The 19,479-nt window shown below is 67.6% G+C and carries 20 protein-coding genes and 1 tRNA gene; 10 read left to right on the top strand and 11 right to left on the bottom strand.

Annotated elements, in window-relative coordinates:
- Positions 1-4: 4 nt before the first annotated feature.
- Together opgC and ACSUZC_RS09410 are read left to right on the top strand one after the other, a co-directional pair.
- Positions 5-1,267, top strand: coding sequence for an OpgC domain-containing protein (gene opgC, locus ACSUZC_RS09415; RefSeq protein WP_439032553.1), 1,263 nt, complete (start codon positions 5-7; stop codon positions 1,265-1,267).
- Positions 1,268-1,275: 8 nt separating this feature from the next.
- On the top strand, positions 1,276-2,433 hold the full coding sequence (locus ACSUZC_RS09410) for a trans-sulfuration enzyme family protein (RefSeq protein ID WP_439033057.1): 1,158 nt from the start codon (positions 1,276-1,278) through the stop codon (positions 2,431-2,433).
- Between the two features lie 23 nt (positions 2,434-2,456).
- Here the strand turns inward: ACSUZC_RS09410 and ACSUZC_RS09405 are convergent, their stop codons facing one another.
- Both ACSUZC_RS09405 and ACSUZC_RS09400 read right to left on the bottom strand, forming a co-directional pair.
- On the bottom strand, positions 2,457-4,007 hold the full coding sequence (locus ACSUZC_RS09405; protein WP_439032552.1) for a DUF7782 domain-containing protein: 1,551 nt from the start codon (positions 4,005-4,007) through the stop codon (positions 2,457-2,459).
- A gap of 46 nt (positions 4,008-4,053) precedes the next feature.
- Complete coding sequence (locus ACSUZC_RS09400; RefSeq protein ID WP_439033056.1) at positions 4,054-4,737, bottom strand: HNH endonuclease family protein; 684 nt, start codon at positions 4,735-4,737, stop codon at positions 4,054-4,056.
- 238 nt (positions 4,738-4,975) lie between these two features.
- On the opposite strand from ACSUZC_RS09400, the gene ACSUZC_RS09395 reads away from it, so the two are divergent.
- From ACSUZC_RS09395 to ACSUZC_RS09385, 3 genes are all read left to right on the top strand, one after another.
- Entirely contained in the window at positions 4,976-6,661 is a 1,686-nt protein-coding gene (locus tag ACSUZC_RS09395; protein WP_439032551.1) for a hypothetical protein, read from the top strand.
- A 77-nt stretch (positions 6,662-6,738) separates the two neighbouring features.
- Entirely contained in the window at positions 6,739-7,134 is a 396-nt protein-coding gene (locus ACSUZC_RS09390; protein ID WP_439032550.1) for a histone-like nucleoid-structuring protein Lsr2, read from the top strand.
- A gap of 312 nt (positions 7,135-7,446) precedes the next feature.
- Positions 7,447-7,731: a hypothetical protein gene (locus ACSUZC_RS09385; RefSeq protein ID WP_439032549.1), complete on the top strand. Its 285-nt coding sequence runs from the start codon at positions 7,447-7,449 to the stop codon at positions 7,729-7,731.
- Between the two features lies 1 nt (position 7,732).
- On the opposite strand, the gene ACSUZC_RS09380 is transcribed toward ACSUZC_RS09385, so the two are convergent.
- From ACSUZC_RS09380 to ACSUZC_RS09370, 3 genes are all read right to left on the bottom strand, one after another.
- Entirely contained in the window at positions 7,733-9,109 is a 1,377-nt protein-coding gene (locus ACSUZC_RS09380) for an outer membrane protein assembly factor BamB family protein (protein ID WP_439032548.1), read from the bottom strand.
- A 3-nt stretch (positions 9,110-9,112) separates the two neighbouring features.
- Positions 9,113-10,462 (bottom strand): hypothetical protein, encoded by a 1,350-nt coding sequence (locus tag ACSUZC_RS09375; protein ID WP_439032547.1) that lies wholly within the window; start codon positions 10,460-10,462, stop codon positions 9,113-9,115.
- 645 nt (positions 10,463-11,107) lie between these two features.
- A tRNA-Leu gene (locus tag ACSUZC_RS09370) sits at positions 11,108-11,192 on the bottom strand.
- 99 nt (positions 11,193-11,291) lie between these two features.
- Here ACSUZC_RS09370 and ACSUZC_RS09365 point away from each other — a divergent pair.
- From ACSUZC_RS09365 to ACSUZC_RS09345, 5 genes are all read left to right on the top strand, one after another.
- Positions 11,292-11,762, top strand: a complete 471-nt coding sequence (locus tag ACSUZC_RS09365) for a transcriptional regulator (RefSeq protein ID WP_439032546.1) — start codon at positions 11,292-11,294, stop codon at positions 11,760-11,762.
- Positions 11,759-12,109 (top strand): DUF3817 domain-containing protein, encoded by a 351-nt coding sequence (locus ACSUZC_RS09360; RefSeq protein WP_439032545.1) that lies wholly within the window; start codon positions 11,759-11,761, stop codon positions 12,107-12,109. Before ACSUZC_RS09365 ends, ACSUZC_RS09360 begins: the two co-directional genes overlap by 4 nt.
- Before the next feature lie 48 nt (positions 12,110-12,157).
- Positions 12,158-13,264: a glycosyltransferase gene (locus tag ACSUZC_RS09355; RefSeq protein ID WP_439032544.1), complete on the top strand. Its 1,107-nt coding sequence runs from the start codon at positions 12,158-12,160 to the stop codon at positions 13,262-13,264.
- A gap of 235 nt (positions 13,265-13,499) precedes the next feature.
- Positions 13,500-14,105: a TetR/AcrR family transcriptional regulator gene (locus tag ACSUZC_RS09350; protein ID WP_439032543.1), complete on the top strand. Its 606-nt coding sequence runs from the start codon at positions 13,500-13,502 to the stop codon at positions 14,103-14,105.
- Positions 14,102-14,740 (top strand): GNAT family N-acetyltransferase, encoded by a 639-nt coding sequence (locus ACSUZC_RS09345; RefSeq protein WP_439032542.1) that lies wholly within the window; start codon positions 14,102-14,104, stop codon positions 14,738-14,740. Before ACSUZC_RS09350 ends, ACSUZC_RS09345 begins: the two co-directional genes overlap by 4 nt.
- Before the next feature lie 28 nt (positions 14,741-14,768).
- Here ACSUZC_RS09345 and rdgB read toward each other — a convergent pair whose 3' ends face one another.
- The 6 genes from rdgB to ACSUZC_RS09315 all read right to left on the bottom strand — a co-directional run bounded on the left by rdgB (position 14,769) and on the right by ACSUZC_RS09315 (position 19,478).
- Complete coding sequence (rdgB, locus tag ACSUZC_RS09340) at positions 14,769-15,383, bottom strand: RdgB/HAM1 family non-canonical purine NTP pyrophosphatase (protein ID WP_439032541.1); 615 nt, start codon at positions 15,381-15,383, stop codon at positions 14,769-14,771.
- The gene (gene rph, locus ACSUZC_RS09335; protein WP_439032540.1) at positions 15,383-16,138 is read right to left on the bottom strand and encodes a ribonuclease PH; all 756 of its coding nucleotides are present in this window, start codon (positions 16,136-16,138) and stop codon (positions 15,383-15,385) included. Before rph ends, rdgB begins: the two co-directional genes overlap by 1 nt.
- Positions 16,139-16,173: 35 nt before the next feature.
- Complete coding sequence (locus tag ACSUZC_RS09330; protein ID WP_439032539.1) at positions 16,174-16,938, bottom strand: cyclic nucleotide-degrading phosphodiesterase; 765 nt, start codon at positions 16,936-16,938, stop codon at positions 16,174-16,176.
- 79 nt (positions 16,939-17,017) lie between these two features.
- Positions 17,018-17,851: a glutamate racemase gene (murI, locus tag ACSUZC_RS09325; RefSeq protein ID WP_439033055.1), complete on the bottom strand. Its 834-nt coding sequence runs from the start codon at positions 17,849-17,851 to the stop codon at positions 17,018-17,020.
- On the bottom strand, positions 17,848-18,480 hold the full coding sequence (locus tag ACSUZC_RS09320; RefSeq protein WP_439032538.1) for a rhomboid family intramembrane serine protease: 633 nt from the start codon (positions 18,478-18,480) through the stop codon (positions 17,848-17,850). Before ACSUZC_RS09320 ends, murI begins: the two co-directional genes overlap by 4 nt.
- A 26-nt stretch (positions 18,481-18,506) precedes the next feature.
- On the bottom strand, positions 18,507-19,478 hold the full coding sequence (locus tag ACSUZC_RS09315) for a PLP-dependent cysteine synthase family protein (RefSeq protein ID WP_439032537.1): 972 nt from the start codon (positions 19,476-19,478) through the stop codon (positions 18,507-18,509).
- Between the last annotated feature and the right edge of the window lies 1 nt (position 19,479).

The following is a 19,479-nucleotide window of genomic DNA, read 5'->3' as shown; positions in this document are numbered from 1 at the left end:
GTCAATGAATCGAGACCTGGCCATCGACGCCACCCGAGGGGTGGCGATCTGGAGCATGATCACGGCGCACTTCGCGCACGAGTCATCCCTGGCCGCGCCCACCCACGCATTCCCCTACGTCGACGGCATGTCCGCATTCGTGATGCTGTCCGGGATCGTGCTGGGGCTCGTCTATCAGCGGTGGGTCACCCGCCACGGCCTGGCCTTCGCGTACAAGAGGCTCGCCAAGCGCATCGCGGTGCTCTATCTGTGTCAGCTCGTCATCGCACTCGTGGCGGTGGCGGCCGCGCTCGAAGGCCACCGGTGGTTGACGCTGCTGCTCCCCGTCGACGGCTGGCGCGACGGCATCTGGCTCTCCCTGACGATGCAGTACCTGCCCAGTGGCGGCAACATCCTGCTGCTCTACATGGTCTTGATGATGTCGGCATTCGCATTGTTCCCACTGCTGCGTCGCGGATGGTGGGCCTGGGTGCTCGGCGGGTCCCTGGCGCTCTACGCGCTCTCACTCGCCTACTCCCCCGACTGGTTCTACGTGAGCGCCTACCAGGCCGCGCCGCACATCCAGAACGTGGCGGGCTGGCAGATCATGTTCATCCCCGCGCTCGTCATCGGCTGGAACTGGTCACGCTGGCGCGTGCCCGAGTTCGTCGACCGCTGGCTCCTCGTCATCGTCGCTCTCGCGATCGTGGTGGCGATGTTCTTCCACTTCGGGATCCACGCCGGCCCCTGGGCTCATCTCGAACCCGGCTTCGCCGACAAACTCGATTTCCGCCCGGCCCGCGCGATCGGGGCATACCTCGCCGTCCCGGCCGTCTACGGCGTCTTCCGCCTGGTCCTGAAGTGGTGGCATCACGACTGGCTGCGGCCGCTCGTGATGACCGGTACCCGCAGTCTCGACTCGTACGTCATCCAAGCCGTCGCCCTTGTCGTCGTGCCGATCCACATCGCACACCGTCCCTGGTCCACACTCACCATGGACGCGGTCGCGTTGCTGGTCTTCGCGGTCTGCTGGGCGTGGGCCGAGTTCCGATACTTCGCGGCCATCGACAAGCTGCACCGCGTGCCGGTGCGCGTGGCCGAACTGATCCGTCCGGCCCGGTCGGGTAAAACGATCCCGACCCGCGCAGCCGACGACGTCCCGCCTCGACCGGCGCCCGGTGTCCCGACCCCCGAGATACCCGAGATCCTCGAGTCGGGCGTCGAGGGTCCGACGAGGCCGGGACCGCCGGCCGAACGCGCCGACGAACCGATGGGAGCCCACCCGTGACCGGCGAGATGACACGCAGTGTCCATGCGGGCAACGACTCGTCGGGCCCCTCGGTGCGGACGCCGATCACGATGGCGAACTCCTACCACCTGCCACCCAATCCGGAGGAGATGAGCTGGTCGGGCACCGATCAGCTCTTCTACACCCGCAACACGGGCGCCAACCAGGTCGCGTTGCAGGGCAAGCTGGCCGCGCTCGAGGAAGCCGACGACGCGGTCGTGCTCGCGTCTGGGGTGGCCGCGCTGCACTCGGTCTTCTTCACCTTCCTGTCGGTCGGCGACCACGTGGTGGTCTCCGACACCACCTACGAGGCGACGTGGAAGCTGTGGTCGGAGCTGCTTCCGTCGAAGTACGGGATCGACGCGACATTCGTCGACGTCGGGGATCCGGAGGCGGTGCGGGCGGCGATAAGGCCGAACACCCGGATGCTGGTGGCCGAGACCATCGCCAACCCGACGACGAAGGTCGCCGACATCTCGGCACTCGCCGCGGTCGCACACGATGCCGGGGCCTTGCTGCTCATCGACTCGACCTTCACACCGCCCACGCTGTACCGCCCGCTCGCCGACGGCGCGGACCTCGTGGTGCATTCGCTCACCAAGTACATCAACGGGCACGGCGACGCGATGGGCGGTGCGGTGCTCGGCCGGACCGAGCTGATCGCACGGATCAAGACGCAGGCGATGGTCGATGTCGGCGGTGTCATCTCGCCGTTCAACGCCTGGCTCATCGCACGCGGGGCGATCACCCTGCCCCTGCGCTTCGCCCAGCACCAGCGCACCGCGGAGCGGGTCGCCGCATTCCTCGACGGCGACCCCCGCGTCGCGTACGTCCGCTACCCGGGGTTGCCGTCCCACCCCGAACACGACCTCGCCGCACGGCAATTCGGCGGTCGGGGCTTCGGCGCGATGATGGCCTTCGCGGTGCGCGGCGATCCGTCGACACAGAACCGGTTCGTGTCCGCGCTCTCGACGATCACCTCAGCGGTGTCGCTCGGTCACGACGAATCCCTCATCGTGCACGTCGGCACCGACGGCGCGCGGGTCGCCGCCTATCCGGCACCGTTCCGCGAATGGGGTCACCTGCGCTTCTCGGTGGGTCTCGAGGACGCGGACGACCTCATCGCCGACATCTCGACGGCGCTGGACGCAACGTTCCCCGGCTAGCGATCCCGGACCGCCCTCCCTCGTCAGGTCGCTTCGTAGAGGATTCCCCGGCCGATCGCTTCACGGACCACGGGTAGCGCCGCCTCGGCGAGTGCGTCGGCGTCGACTTCGTGGAAACCGGCGAGCAGTTCGAGCAGCGCCCCGAGCGGCACCTGTCCGCGACAACCGGCCATCAACGCTCGCGACACCTCGTCGACACCCAGAACGGCACCGGGACCCCCGGGGCGGCGGACGGCGGCCGACACCTGCTGCCAGCCGTCGTCGCCCGGCAGCGAATGCTCCTCCAGCATCACCGGGGCGACCGACAGCCGCTTGCCGAGCAGCTGCTCGTCGGAGGTGACCCGCAGATACCGGCGGCGCGCCAGGAACGCCTGCGCCTCATGGCCGGTCACCTCCTCACCGGCCCCGGTGATCTCCTCGATCACGACGTCGGGCTCACGTTCCTCCCCCGCCTCCGGCGCACGGGCGGTGATCGATCCCATCCCGATCGCGACGATCCCCTGCTCGTCGAACCACTCGAGCCACTCGGATCCGCGGCGTGCCGCGGAGTGCTCGTCCTCGCCCGCGTCGGACAGCCAGAGTGAGACATAGCTGATCGGGTCCGCAGCCTCACGTTGGACGACCCACGCGTCGAGTCCCGTGCCGTCCAGCCACGAGCGCACCCGCTCCTGCCATTCCTCACCGTCGCGGATGACCCAGTTGGCCAGGATCTGCGCGGTGCCACCGGGATTCAGGTGGTCGGGCAGCCCACGGACCAGCTGTTCGCAGAGACCGTCCCCAACGACTCCGGAGTCGCGATAGATGTAGTCCTGGCTGCCGGTGCCCACGACGAACGGAGGGTTGGACACGATCAGATCGAACCGCTCGCCCGCGACGGGCTCGAACATGCTGCCCGGACGCAGATCCCACGACATACCGTTCAGCCTCGCCGTCGCGCGGGCCAGGGCCAGCGCCCGCGGGTTCGTGTCGGTGGCCACGATCTGCCCGCAATGCGCGTCCAGATGCAGTGCTTGGATGCCACATCCGGTGCCGATGTCGAGCGCCCGGCCGACCGGCTCGCGGATCACCGCGCGCGCCAACGACATCGACGCACCTCCGATGCCGAGGACATGATCGCGGGCGACGGGCCCGGAACGCATCGCGGCATCCTGGTCGGCGACGACGAGGTAGTCGCGGGTGTCGTCGCCGTGCGGGCGGATGTCGAGCTTCGCGCGCAGTCGGGAGTCGTCGGCGCGGGCGAGAACGCCGTGCGCGATCAGGACGCCGACCCCGGCGTCGGGGAATGCCGCCGCAACCGAATCCGCCGGCTCATCCGAACCCAAAAGGAACAGCCGCACGAGTGTCGCGAGCGCCGCCGACTCCCCCGACACGTTCGCGGTGGCAGCAAGAGCCGGCCACCAGACACCCCGGGTGAGCGCCCCATGGACGTCCTCGCCCAGCAGTCCGGTCACCCCGTCGGTGGTGTAACCGGCCGCGCGCAGATCATTCCCGAGCGAATCGACGACGGAATCGTCGGTCAGCGGATGGCCGTCCGCGTCGGCGAGTGGCTGGGGTCGTCCCTGATCCGCGGTCACGGTCGCCAAGGTTACCGACGAGACCCACGTCCGTGACCGGACGGGCTCAACACGATGCGAGTACCCGGCGCATGGCGTCGTGTTCGGCGGGGGTCACCCAGAGGCCGTAGATCTTCTTCACCTCGACCTGCCTGCCCACGTAGGCGCAGCGGTAGGACTTGTTCGGTGGGAGCCAGGTGGCCGCGTCACCGTCCCCCTTGCTCTGGTTCACCGTGCCGGTGACGGCCTGCAGATTGCGTGGGTCGTTCGCGAAGTCGGTGCGGCGTCGGGTATCCCAGGTCGCAGCACCCTTCTGCCATGCATCGGACAACGCGACGACGTGGTCGATCTGCACGAGCGCCGACGTGTCCTCACCGCGCCTGAACGGCAGCGTCATGCCGGTGTACGGGTCGTGCAGGGTGCCGGTCAGCACACGGCAGCCGTCGGCATGGAACGAGATGTCGACGAGATCGCGCCGCAGGATGTCCTCTCGGGTCCGGCATCCGTTGCGTCCGTAGACGACATCGACGGCGTCGTCCCACGCCCTGCCGAAGCGAGAACGCTCGTAGCCCGTCTTCGGGGCCCGGCCCTTCACCTCGAGGTTCTCGAGGTCGACGAGAGCCCGCCCGGCCCCCGGTCCGGCACCGGACGGGGATGCGGCACCGGACGGGGCGTCGGCTCGCGGGGCCGCAGGGCGTTCGACGAGGTCGGGCGCGGGACCACAGGCGGACACCACCACCAGGACGACCATCAGCAGCCCGGTCGGTATCGGTATGGGGGTCGCTCGACGTCGTCTCACCTCGGAATCGTTGCACGACGCACCGACAGTGAGTCCGGTCCACCCGGTGCGCGGACTTGCGCCGCGCACCTTAAGATTCGTTCGACTAACTTCCCCTTCGCGGACTGCTCTGGTCGCGCGCGACGCCGGGATGGCGGCGAGTGCCGACATTGTCGCCGGGGTACCAGACGACTATTCGGGTAGTGGGTGCATGAGTTCAGGTCGAAGCAGTGCGGCACGGCGCGTACAGCCTTGGGTTCTGCGAATCGTCGCCGTGTTCACGTTGACGATGTCGTTGCCCACCCTTGCGGCCGGGACGAGCACTGCCGCGATCGTCGGAAGCGCGGCACCGTTCTCGGCAGCTCCGCTGCGTGCCACGCCGGTCCACGAGCTGACCCCGACCGTCGACCCGGAAACCGAGACCTACCCCGAGCGCATCGAACGTATCGAGACCCTGACCCGCCCACTACTGCCCACGCCGAAGTCTCTGGAAGGGGCCGAGACGCGCTGCGCAAGCGGCGATTTCACGACACTGTCGGTGGTGTACGACTCGATCTTCGAGTCTGTGTACGACGTCTTGCCGCCCTCGTTGCGGGCGTCTGCGCGCGCCAGCCGGGTTGCCGCGCATCGCGACATGCGCAGGCTGCACATCTCGACCCTCGCCGTGACCGAGCACCCGCTCACCCTCGGTGCCGATGACGACGATCCCGCCCTCGACTACCGCGACCCGATCTCGCAGCTCCTCGTGTCGAACCTCCTCAAGATCCGTGACGGCCGGCACACCGAGGCCATCCCGCTCGGAAACATCACCGTCATCCAGGCCGTGGAAACGGTGTGGCTGTACATGTTCACCACCGTCCTCATCCCCGCACGCCTCCTCGTCGGGTCGGCACCCGACCTCGGCAGCCCGTTCGCCGGCACCGACGCAGACGGCCTGGCACAGTTCGTCACCTACAACTGGCTGCTCTCCGCCTTCGTCTTCTCGTCCGAGTTCGCGGTGAAGGCACTCTTGCGCGCCACGGCGAAGACCGTTCTCGACCAGTGCGTCGCACGAGTGACCGACGAGCAGCGCGCTCAGGCGGGACGCCCGAGCGACACCGTCCGCTTCGACATCCCCATCCCGCCGATGGTGGCCGAGATCGCCGACCACCTCGCGCTGGCCGACGTCGAGACCTGCACGCCGATCGGCTCCCTCACGCTCGGTCGCCTGGTCCGCTACGTGTCCGCCCAGGCACAGGAGAACAACCCCGCCGATGCGGCCAGGATTCGCGCCGAGACGACGCGAATCCTGAGCGTCATGCGCGGAATCCGCATCCATCACAACCTGATCCCGCTCGACCCGGCGGAGGAGCGCTCCGTCGGCGAACTGGGCGTCTCGCTCTTCGGTTCTCTGATCCCGATCTTCGGCGGTGCCCCGCTGGACATCCTGCTCGGCATCGGACACAACCTCGGCCACGGCGCGGACCCCTGGGAAACCGTATCCCTCGACGAGCTCACCGTCAGCAAACCGATCACCGCGGCTCACTACGCGTACAAACTCGCACTGCACCTGATCCGGGAGGTCGGCAACGTCGTCGAGCCGTCCATCCTCGGTGACAGCCCATTGCGTCCGACCCGACTGCTGGTGACCGTCCTGGGACTGCCGATGACCTACGGGCTGGTGACCGCGCACCACGTGATCCGATCGATGTGCCTGCGCGTCGACGACACCACCGGCAGCGGGCTTGGCGCCGAGGCGAACCGGCGGATGACAACCGACCCCACTCCGCACGTCGGTGTGACCCGGAAACGCGAATCACCCCGGCCGTCGGCGTCGAGAAGGGCGGAACCGTCGCGCGCAACCAGCAGCATTCCGCGTCCCGAAGCGCCTCGATTCACCATTCCCGGCTTGAATTGACGCGGATGGGTCCGCATTCGACGGACTCGCCAGGCGATATACCGGAGTGAGTCCCGACACCGGGAATGCAGACGTCCATGATTCCGGTCCGACCATCGACTACCGTGGTCAGCGTGTCGAAAATACAGACAGTGACCTTTGTCGATGACCTTGACGGTCGCGAGCTCGATCCTCAAGACGCACAGACTGTTTCGTGGTCGTGGCTCGGCGTCGACTACGAACTCGACGTGTCCTCGACCAATCTCGACAAGATCGAGCAGGGAAAAGTGACCGTCGCGAAATTGCTCAAGGCGTCGACCCGAGTCGGCGGCCGTCGGCGGTCACCATCAGCGCGAACGAAGCCCAATTCCGGCGGAACCAGCTCGTCGGCGAATGCCTCTATTCGAGAATGGGCGGCCGACAACGGTTACGAGGTGTCCGCCCGCGGCCGGATTCCGAACGACATCGTCGAGGCCTACAACGCCGCTCACTGATCCGGTCGACAGCTGTCTGATTGATCGCCAGAGTCCGATTGCACGGACTCTGGCGATTTTTGCCATTCGGAGGACCAGCCGTCACGCACTCCGGTCGTGCTGTGCCGCAGACAATTCGATACACATGGCGGAATACCCCTGCCGGGCGTCGAATCGAGATATCGTGCCGGTTCCGTCACATCGATCAGCACGTCCACGATGTTCACGATACCAATGATCCCATTTGGTAGCCTGATGATCACGAACGGTGAGCCACCGGCGTGCGGAGCAGTTCACCGTCGGAGCCCACCCCGAGGGGGACAGGACAATCAGATGAGCACAACGGAGAACGAGCCGGTCGACCACGACGGCGCTGACGGCGAGACCCCTGAGGAGGTAGCCGTGGCGGCACGGGTCAGGGTGACGCTGGACGACGGTTCGACCAGGGAGGGCGAGGTCGTCGACGACTTCGCAGACCTGGCCGGCGACACCACCATCGAAACCCGCATCGACGACGAGCACACCGCCCGACTACGCCGCTGGGCGATCTCGACCGACGATCACGACATCGTCTTCGCCGACGACGACGCGGTAGAGGTCATTCCGGCCCAGCCGTGACTCAGAGGGCCGCGAGCCCGATCATCCGACGGTCTGACGAGAAGATCCAGCCGTCGCCGTAGGGCTCGAGTGCCCTGCCGGTCACGAACGCATCTGGGTCGGAATCGATGGCGAGGAACGGCGCCGTCCACGCGATCTCGCCGGTGGTCACGTCGACAGCGGCCAGGGTGATGCCATCACTGCCGGCCAACAGACGGTTGCGATAGGCGTCTGGGTTCACGGTGGCGGACGCGTCACCGGGCCACCCCCTGTGCCACAAGCGCTTACCTGTTCGCAGATCGATGCCACTGTCGCTGCGACCGGTACTGTCCATCACGTACACGACGCCACCGACGACTGCTGTCACGGTTCCAGTTGCGTTGGTGTCGCGCGATGTCAGGTCCTTGTTGGTCCACAACAGCTCGCCGGTGGCACGGTCGTAGGCCGAGTCGCCGAGCAGGACGGGGTCGGCCTCGGTCGTGGACTCGAGCCCCGGGCGTTGCACGGTGGGGCTCGAGGTCGACGCGATCACCTTGCCGTCCGGGCCCCTGAGAAATTGCTCGGTCGCGAGACCGGCCGACTCGCAGTCGGCGTGGACGAGGAACCCGCCCGGCAGGAGTGACGAGGTTCCGACGCATTGTGTGCCGCTGCTCCACAACTCGGCGCCAGATCGGGTGTCGAATTGCGCGAGGTCGCCGCCGGTGCGCACGAGGCCGACACCATCGGTCACGGTGAGAGCCTCGCTGGCGTACACCTCTTCATACGAGGCGCCCATGTCGAAGTGGCGGGTCCAGTGGGCGGACACGTCGTCGAACGTGCCCGAGTGGACTCGAACATCGTCGTCCTCGACACTGCCTTCGGCGACGTACAGTGCGTCCGACGTGGTGGTGATGGCGAAGATGCTCTCCGATACCCTGCGTCGCTCGGACTCACCCGACTCGATGTCATAGGTGATGAGTTCATAGTTCTTGCGCATGGCGTGGCAGTAGATCTTGCCGTGCAGCGGAGTCTCACTGCAGCTGACGAGGTCGTGCGCCGGAGCCTGCCAGCGCACCCCTCCGGTTCTCGCGTCGATGCCGATCATCACGGGATCGCCGAGAGTCGTCCCCTCGTTCGGGGTGCCGACGATGGTGAGAAGCGTGTCGCCGGACCGGATCATTCCGGGTTCGCCTGCGGTGAACGCGGTTCCTCCGCGCGGGTCGGCGAACGCGGCGAAAGGACGACCCAGCGACTCGGCGGGATCGAGCGACCAGGCGAGACCGGGCGTCTCCGCAGTGGTTCCGGTGATCTTCTTGATCGTCGAAGGAACGCGGTCCACCCACACCACGGTCGCCGCGGAGACCGTCACGACCGCGGCCACGGCGGCGGCGACCAGTGTCCACCTACCTCGGGCCGGCATGGTTCACAGCTCCAATCCTGGTGTCAGGGCGATGTTTTCGAGCTCTTCCATCGACATCGGCTCGGCCGGCGAGGCCGCAGTGGAACTGGCCGAGATGCGGGTGCCCGTCGGGCGGGTCACCACCGCGGAATGGGTCGTCGTCCTGACATGATCTCGCGGGTCGGACGTAGACGAACTCGACTGCCACACGACGTCGGTCTGCACCACGGTCCCGTCGGGAAGCGTGCGCAGGGTCTTCTGGCTACCCCGACCCGGAACCGGGCGTTCTCCGGATGGAGTCGGCTGACCACCGACGATCGTGAGCTCGATGCCCACACCACCGCCGAGATCCGCAGCACCGGTGCACACCATGCCCTCCCCGGGCCCACCGACCGGCACCATGGGCGGCAACCGCGAGCCGCCCAGATCGACGGTCGCGAGAACGTCGTCGAGTTCGCGTGCCTGCTCACGCGTCACCGACGGGCCCGTGTACGACTCGAACGTGTTGTCACAGCGCTCCGTCGGCGCCGGCGTACCAGGGGCGACCGGAGTGCTGACGCGAAGTCCCGGATCGTCGACGATGCGCACCAGCTCGTCGATCGACAACGGCACCGAGCCGGTGTGGTCTTGCTGGTTCACACCGGTCGCGTCACTGGCCCGCGCGGCGATCCAGGATCCGTCGGCCACGTAGGCGCGGGCCGTCCGCGTGAACGTCCGGACCCCGTCCACTTCTTGCCAGGTGTCGTGGACGTCGACCACCACGCCGTCGCGCAGCCTGCGGCGTTCATCGAGTTGCCCTGCAACACAAGCAGGAATCGGAGCCGATGAACGCTGGACATCGACCGACACCGAGCCCCTGCCATCACCGTTGATGACCTCACCCGAGGCATGCGTGGACCCGCGGGGCTCCGGGTCCGGGGCACCGAGGGAGGTGATCGGCTGGAAGATGAGCGAGTGCCTCGGGTTCGCGAAAGCGATCTCGGCCCGGGGCGGGAGCGCTCTCGCCAGCGCAGTGGACATCGCGGTCGCCTTCGGCCCGTTGAACCACGGGAACTCCGGATTGTCGTATGTCGGTCGGTCCCCCATCCCGGTGAACACCGTGAAACCCGACTCGTCGGGAACCTCGACGACATCACATCCGGGAATCGGCGCGTCCGGGTCGACGGGCTCGCTGACCACGGTCGGCGTCTGAATGGCAGCGGGATCGGTCTGCTCGGTCCCGGACGACGTCGGCGGCGGTGTTGTCGTCAGCTCGGGGTCGGGTGACGGTGCCAGCAACCCCACGAGCATGACCGCGAGAGCGACGACCGTTACGACCAGGAGGACGTAGGTCCAGGCCCGCGTCGATGGCGTCGCATTCTCGTCGTCCGCCATCTGCGCCGTCCCCTTTTCCGTCGATGGTCGCCGTCTGCGGATGCAGCGCTCAACGTGTTCAGGGTGCGGATACTACCGGCCGACGTACGTCACGTTTCTGCAGTTCAGCCCGTGGCGATACCCCCAACCCTGAAAGCCCCGGGATTTCTGGCGATATCCCGGATGCTGATCCCGGTAGACCCCCAAGCCCACCCGACCGCCCTAGAACCCAGGGACCGGCCAGAGCCCGACACAATCCATCCCCAGAAATCGCGTCTCCGTGCCGAATGGAGCCGGCTTCATGACCAACTCGAGCAGAACCGAGACAATGGAACCGAGTTCGATCGCCTGGTGAGGCAAAGGGTTTCACTCCTGAGAATGGATGAGTTCCCCAATACCGAAAGCCAAACATCGCACCCGGCAGAATCTGGGATTACGCGAATCCCAGCCTCGCCAAAACAAGCGTCGAACGGCCGACACCACCGACTATCGACTGCCACACACGAATGACTCTTGGGTCCCAGTCGACTCAGTGATCATCGGACCGCTCAGCGGGCACACACTCTCAAGCCTCGAGGTTTGCGTTCAGACTCGCCTCGCCTCACTCCAGCGGCAACGCCGGTCGCGGCGAGCGACACGAGGCGCAGACGCGTTGTTTTCCAACGGTGGTGCGCGAGGGGGGACTTGAACCCCCACGTCCTGAGACACTGGAACCTAAATCCAGCGCGTCTGCCAATTCCGCCACTCGCGCGTGGGCGCGACACCCGACGAAGCGGGAATCGCGCGAATGTAACCGCGACCACCCTACCGGCCCGCTTCTGATCGTCGCAGGCCAGGTACCGTCGTAGGTATGTCCTCGCCCCGCCGCCGCACCCACCGGCCTGCGCTCGTGGTGTTGACCGTGATCGCCGCGGTGGCCTGCCTGAGCCTGGCGTGGTGGCAGTGGTCGCGCTACGAATCCGCCTCCGGTTCGGGCCAGAACCTCGGCTACGCGCTTCAGTGGCCCGCGTTCGCAGCCGCCGTCATCTACGCCTACCGCCGCTTCGTGATCCTGGAGAGCGACCCCGACGAAGCACGCAAGGTCGCGACCGACAGATCCGTGGCCGAGATCCCCGAGGGAATCCTCCCGGACCGACCCACCACTCCCAGTGCCTCCTCACTCGCCGGCTCGGACCCGGTGAACGACGCCGCCCTCGTCGAGTACAACCGCTACCTGGCCGAGCTGGGGTCCGTCGATTCCCAGGACCCGCAAGCCGCCCGGAACTCCCGAGCACCCAGCTCGCACACGCAGTCCGTTCCCACATCGAAAGGCCAGCAGTGACCGAGACCGAACCCACCGCCCCCACTCTCGCCGCCCCGGTGGAGAAGGTCCGCGGCGCGCTGTTGCGGTATCGCGTCCTCGCCTGGATCACCGGCGTGTGGCTACTGTTGCTCGTCGTCGAGCTCGTACTCACCTACGGCTTCGACAACCATGCACTCGACTTCGTGCCGTTCGTGCATGGCTGGGTCTACTTCGTCTACCTGATCATGGCCATCGACCTCGCGATCAAGGTCCGTTGGAGCGCGGGCAAAACCATCATCACCGCGATCGCCGGCACGATTCCCTTCTTGTCCTTCTGGTTCGAGCACAAGCGCACCCAGGAAGTGAAGGCGCAGTTCAACCTCTGATCAGGTCGCGCTAGACGCTCGTTCACCCGGCTCCGGCTGACTGGAGCCGTGCGCATCGTCCAGCTCGCGAATTTCTACGGAGGGCGCTCCGGAGGTCTGCGCACCGCCGTCGACCGATGGGGCGCCGGCTATGTCGGCTCCGGCCATGAAGTGACCCTCATCGTGCCCGGCGACGCCCCGGGCGAGGAGATCCTCCCCTCCGGTGTCACGCGAATCACGGTGGCGGCTCCGCGGATTCCAGGGTCCGGTGGATATCGGCTGGCATCGGCGCGACGCGTCGCTGATGTGCTCACCAACCTGCGGCCCGATGCGCTGGAGGTATCTGACCGCCTCACCCTGCGGGGTTTCGGGCGCTGGGCACGCGACCGCGACATCCACTCGACGATGGTGTCGCACGAACGACTCGACCGGCTTCTGGGCCAGGTGCTGCCCGGGCCGACGGCCAGGGCTCTGGCGGACCGTGCGAACGCGGCGACCGCACGCAATTACGACTCCGTCGTGTGCACCACCGACTTCGCTGCGGCCGAGTTCGAACGGGTGTCGGCGACCAATGTCGTCCGAGCACCGCTCGGTGTCGATCTGGACGTCTTCGACCCCCGTCACCTCGACCCGGACCTGACCGCGCGATGGTCCGGCGGCGGCGGTCCGCTCATCGCCCACTGTGGGCGCCTGTCCGTCGAGAAGCGTGCCGACCGCAGCATTGCCGCCATCGCCCGTCTCCACCGCGCCGGGTCGCCCGCCCATCTGGTGATCGCCGGGGACGGTCCGATGCGGGCCCCGCTGAACCATCTCGCCCGCGGTCTGCCCGTGACGTTCCTGGGCCACCTCTCCGACCGGACCGAGGTGGCGACACTGCTGGCCAGCGCGGACATCTCGCTCTCCCCGGGACCTCACGAAACGTTCTGCCTGTCGGCGCTGGAGTCACTCGCCGCGGGAACACCGGTGATCGGTTCCCGGTCTTCAGCGGTCGCGACCCTCGTCGACGAGACCTGTGGGGCGGTCGCCGACGATTCGGGCCCGGGTTTCGCCACGGCGATCCGGCAGGTGCTGGGCATCCCGCGCGCTGATCGCGAACGAGCGGCCAGACACCGGGCCACCCAGTACCGCTGGTCCGATTCGGTCGCGCGGATGCTGACCGTGCACGCGCACAGCTGAGCGCCCTTTCGCTTCGCCCCGTGCACAGTGGATGACTTCGGCCGCACACTCGACGAGATCGGCCGCACGGTCGACGGGATCGGACGCACGCTCGACGGAAACGGGCGCACAGTCGACGGGATCCGATGAGGCCGGCTGCTCCGGATCGGCCTGGGATTGAAACTGTACCGTCTGGACGGTACAGTGATAGCCGAGGTCAGCAGATGACCACCGGGAACGATCAGAAGGAGGCACCATGGCACGCACGACGGGGCGAAGCCCGGCCGACACCCGACGGTTGATCCTCGACGCCGGCGCCCGACTGATCGCTCGACGCGGCACGGCCGTGTCCGTCGCCGACATCGCGGCCGCGGCGGGGGTGTCCAAGGGCGGACTGCTCTACCACTTCCCCAGCAAGGACGACCTTCTCGTCGACCTCGCGACAGACCTGATGGCGCGGTTCCGTGCCGACGTCGAGCGAGCCGCCGCCGAGGAGGAGCACGGTCGCGGCCGGCTCACCCGGGCATACATCCGGGCGAGTTTCGCCGACGCGAAGGACTCCGAGAACCTGCGCGACCAGATCGCGCTCGCCGCCCGGCTGATGTACGAATCCGGCGCCGAGCAAGTCGCCCAGGAAGACGCCGATCGCTGGCGCGCAGCGTTGCACGACGACGGCCTCGACCCGGCCATCACACGGTTGATCATCGCCGCGGCCGACGGATCCAACACCGCACCGCTGTGGGGGGCCGTGCTCGACGACGCCGATCGAGCGGCGCTCGAAGCCGACCTCCTCGCACTCACCTACGACTCGACGAGCCTGTCCGGCTCGTCATCCGACACACCCGCAGAGAAGGGATCATGACCGACATCACCTATCGCCCATACCGTTCCACCGACGCCCATGACGTCAAGAAGATCATCGACGAGGCGTTCTACATCCACCGGTACGTCCGCGGCCGCCGCGTTCTCGACAGCGCACTCGAGGTCTATCTGCGCGAGCAATTGGTGGCGAGCACCTGGAGCCGCGTCGCGGAGAAGGACGGCCACGTGGTCGGGATCATCCTGGGACGGATCGACGGTGAGACACACCTGGGCGAGCGGACGAAGAACCGGGCGCTGCTCTGGGCCCACACCGCCCGAGCAGCCATTCTCGGACTCTCCCAGTTGAAGTCGCTGCGCGGCCTCTTCGCGTATGAATCGGTGGCCCACCGGCTCGGCGCCCAGACCGGCAGGCCACTCGACGACGAACTGACCCTGTTCGCCGTCGCCTCCACCACGCGGGGACACGGCGTCGGAGCGACACTCTATCGGGCGTTCCTGGACCATCTCCGGGAGCGCGGCCGTACGGACTTCCATCTGTACACCGACTCGCTGTGCACGTTCGGATTCTATGAGCGACAAGGGATGTCACGTGCCGGCGCCGACGACATGGATATTCTGCTCGACGGCCGACCACACACGTTGGGCGTCTACATGTACACCGGCACCGCGAGCTGACCTCGTCCCTGCGCCGACGCGAGAGCCGTCAGCCCGCGAGCGCTCGTAACGCCGGAACCAGTTGCGCCAGCGCCTTTCCGCGGTGACTGAGCGCATCCTTCTCCTGTGGCGACAGCTCGGCGGCGGACCGTCCCGCGGCCACGTCGTCGTCGGGGGCGAACAGCGGGTCGTACCCGAACCCGTGCGGCCCACGTTCGCCACGCAGGACCTGCCCACGCCACTCCCCCCGCACCACGGTCTCGTCGCCGCCGGGCAGGACGAGCGCGCACGCCGACACGAACGCCGCGCCGCGGCGCTCGTCCGGGGTGTCCGACAATTGCGCGAGCAGCAGCGCGTTGTTGGCCGGGTCGTCACCATGATTCCCCGACCAGCGCGCCGACAGCACGCCTGGCATTCCGTTCAGAGCATCGACGGCGATACCGGAATCGTCTGCAAGACAGGGTAAACCGGTCGCGCGTGCACCTGCGCGCGCTTTGATCAGTGCATTGGCCTCGAAGGTCGCCCCGGTCTCGGGCTCCTCGGGGTACTCGGGCACCGCATCCAGCCCGAGAACCTCGAGGTCGGTGATGCCCGCGGCATCGACGACACGCTGCAGTTCGGCGAGCTTCTTGCGGTTGCGGCTCGCGAGCAGGACAGACGGCATCAGATGCGACCGGGGAGTTCGCCCGGGTACGGCTCGGCCAGAACCTCCCGCTGCGCCTCGAACAGCTTCTCGGTACCGATGGCCGCCACATCGAGCAGCGCGTCGAGTGTCGACCGCGCGAAGGTGGCACCCTCACCGGTGCCCTGCACTTCGACGAGTGTGCCGGCGTCGGTGGCGACGACGTTCATGTCGACCTCCGCTCGGGAGTCCTCCTCGTAGGGCAGATCCAACCGCACCCGGCCGTCGACCACGCCCACGCTGACCGCGGCGATGGCACACGAAAGAGGTTGCGGGTCGGACAGTTTGCCTGCCGCGCGCAGGTAGGTGACGGCGTCGGCGAGGGCGACGTAGGCTCCGGAGACGGCAGCGGTCCGCGTACCGCCGTCGGCCTGGAGGACGTCGCAGTCGAGCGCGATGGTGTTCTCCCCCAGCGCACCGAGGTCGATGCAGGCTCGCAGTGAGCGGCCGATCAGACGGCTGATCTCGTGGGTGCGCCCGCCGACCCGGCCCTTGACCGACTCACGGGAGGAACGATCGTGGGTGGCGGCCGGCAGCATCGCGTATTCGGCCGTGAGCCAACCGAGTCCGGACCCGCGGCGCCACGGCGGTACGCCGTCGGTGACGCTTGCGGTACACATCACCCGCGTCTTGCCGAATTCCACCAGGACCGACCCCGCGGGATGGCTGGTGAAGCCACGCGTGAACGTGATGGGACGCAGTTCGTCGTCGGCTCTGCCGTCAGCTCGTGTGGTCACGGATCTCACTGTAACGATCGGGTGCCGGGGCCTACTCAGGTGAGGTCGAAGATCTGGCCCTGGTGGACGAGGTCCACCGGCCCCGAGAAGGTGCTGCGCGCCTCGGCCAGGATCTCTGCCGAATCCGACCACGGCGCCACATGTGTGATCGCCAGCGTCCGCACGTTGGCCTTGGTTGCGGCCTCCCCCGCCTCGATGCCCGACATGTGCAGGTCCGGCGGTCGTTCCGAGGGGGCATGTGTCCACGAGGCCTCGCACAGGAAGAGGTCCGCGTCGGCCGCGAGATCGATGAGTTCGTCACACGGTGCGGTGTCACCGCTGTAGACGACGACCTGCCCCTGCGGGCCGGTGATGCGCAGACCGAACGTCGACGGCGGATGCTTCACGCTCATCGCCTTGATCCGCATGCCGCCGAGGGTGATCTCGACGTCGTTGCTCAACTCGTGGACGTCGAAGGTGTCGGTGATGTCGTCGAGTTGGCCCGGGAACTCCGACGATCCGTACCCGATGCGCAACGCCGTCCCGGGCGGCCCGTACAGCGGTGCCCGCTGCGTCGCCGGCTCCGGGGCGTAGCGACGCCAGACGAGCATGGCGGGTAGGTCGAGACAGTGGTCGGCGTGCAGATGACTCAGCACGACGGCGACACCATTGGGATCGGTGACCCGTTGCAGCTCACCGAAGACCCCTGGGCCGCAATCCACCAGGACGGGTTGTTCGCCGGGGACGGAGAGCAGGTAGCCGGAGCAGGCCGCCCCCGGTCCGCCCACACTGCCCGAACACCCGAGGACCGTGAGACGCATAGGCCCCACTGTGCCACGATTCCGTATGCCGCCGCCGTCATACCGGGTCACAAGTGCGCGGCGATGGACCGTACACCGATCACACGTGCTGCACGGCTCCGATCACCGGACCGAGGAACCGGCTCGACAGCTTCGCGAACATGTCCGGGTCGCCCGTCGCCTGGAAGACGCGCGTGGCGGCGCGACCGGAGTGCGGATGCAGCATGTCGTTTTCGGTGAGGACACGGAACAGGTCCTTCGCGGTCTCCTCGGCACTGGAGACGAGCGTGACCTCGTCACCCATCGCGAGCTGGATCACCCCGGACAGCAGCGGGTAGTGCGTGCATCCGAGCACCACCGTGTCCACGCCTGCCTGCTGCAGGGGTTCGAGGTATCCCTGGGTCAGCCCGAGGATCTGCCGGCCGCTCGTGATCCCCCGTTCGACGAAGTCGACGAACCTCGGGCAGGCCACCGCCGTGATCACCGCGTCCCGGGCCGCCGCGAACGAGTCCTGGTAGGCGCGTGAGGCAATCGTGGCCTCGGTGCCCAGCACCCCGATCCGGCCCGTCTTGGTCGCGACCACCGCCCGACGCACGGCCGGGAGCACGACCTCGATGACCGGGATGGGTGCGTACCGCTCACGGGCGTCGCGCAGGCAGGCCGCCGATGCCGTGTTGCAGGCGATGACGATGGCCTTGACGCCACGCTCGGCGAGATCGTCGCCGATCGCCAGCGCGTGCCTGCGGATCTCGGGAATCGTCAACGGCCCGTAGGGCCCGTTCGCCGTGTCGCCGATGTAGACGATGTCCTCGTCGGGCAGCAGGTCGATGATGGCGCGCGCCACGGTGAGCCCGCCGACCCCGGAGTCGAAGATGCCGATGGGCGCCCCCGCGTCGAAGACGCCTGCGGAGAGACCGGCGTCGGACGCGGTTATGACGACACCCCCGACACCTCGGCGCCCTGCCGCCTGCGCCGGTCGCGAGCGCTCAGCAGCCAGGCCGCGAGCACACCGGCGACGGCGCCGAACAGGTGCGCCTGCCAGGAGATCATCGGGTCGGACGGCAGCACACCCCACAGGATCGATCCGTAGATCAGGAAGAGCACCGCGCCGCCGAGGATCTGCCAGAGGTCACGGTTGAACAACCCCCGCACGATGAGGAACGTGAGCCAGCCGAAGATGATCCCGGAGGCGCCGACGGTGATCGAGTACGGCGCGGCAAACAACCACACGCCCAGCCCGGACACCACCCAGATGATGCCGGTGACGACGAGGAACCGCTGCGTCATCAGCACCAGGAAACAGAGCACCGCACCGGGCATCAGGTTGGCGAACAGGTGCTGCCAGTCGGCATGCAGCAGCGGCGCCCACAGGATTCCGTCGAGTCCGTCGACCTGGCGGGGCTCGATACCCGCCGAGTCGAGGTCGTAGCGCATCGCCGCATCGATCAGTTCGATCACCAACAGCGCCGCGACCATGCAGACGGTGATGATCGCCGAACGCAACCACAGCGGGCGCGCTCGCCGCGCGGGCTGCTGCCCGACCGGCGGGGTGTACGAGCTCATGGCCTAGGAGTTCCTCGGTAGCGGGGTCATGCCCAGAGCTGGCCTTCGAGTGCCTGCTCCGCGTCGTCGAGACTACCTTCGTACGCGCCGGTCGACAGATACTTCCATCCCGCGTCGGGAACCACGAAGCCGATGTCCGCCCGGGTCCCCGCCTTGAGCGCCCGACGACCGATGCCCCGTGCCGCCTGCAGGATCGCGCCGGTGGAGATGCCCGCGAAGATGCCCTCGAGATCGATCAGCTCGCGCACCCGCGCCACCGCGTCGACGCCCGTGACCGAGAAGCGCCGGGTCAGGACCGTGTCGTCGTACAGCTCGGGGATGAAGCCCTCGTCGATGTTGCGCAGTCCGTAGACCTCGTCGCCGTATCGCGGTTCGGCCGCGACGATCTCGACCTCGGGATTGCGTTCGCGCAGAAAACGTCCCACGCCCATCAGCGTCCCGGTGGTGCCGAGACCGGCGACGAAGTGGGTGATCTCGGGGAGGTCGGCGTAGAGCTCCGGGCCCGTGCCCTCGTAGTGCGCCGCCACGTTCGCCGCATTTCCGTACTGGTAGAGCATCACCCAGTCGGGATTCTCCCCGGCCAGCTTCTTGGCCACCGCGACGGCGGTGTTGGACCCGCCCGCCGCGGGCGAGGAGATGACCTGCGCGCCGAACATGCGCAACAACGACCGGCGCTCCTCCGAGGTGTTCTCGGGCATCACGCAGATCAGCTGGTAGCCCTTGAGTTTGGCGGCCATGGCAAGGGAGATCCCGGTGTTGCCACTCGTGGGTTCGAGGATCGTCGAGCCCGGACCGAGCAACCCGTCGCGTTCGGCCTGTTCGATCATCCGTAGTGCCGGCCGGTCCTTGATCGACCCGGTGGGATTGCGGTCCTCGAGCTTCGCCCACAGTCGGACGTGCGGACCGTCGTCGGTGTCGTCCCAGCGCGGGGACAGCCGTTGCAGGCCGATCAGCGGGGTGTTGCCGACCGAGTCGATCAGTGAGTCGTAGCGGGCCACG

Origin of the sequence: Gordonia terrae, from assembly GCF_051789125.1 — a bacterium.
Taxonomy (GTDB): Bacteria; Actinomycetota; Actinomycetes; order Mycobacteriales; family Mycobacteriaceae; genus Gordonia; species Gordonia terrae_A.
This window is presented reverse-complemented; position numbering and strand designations above follow the sequence as displayed.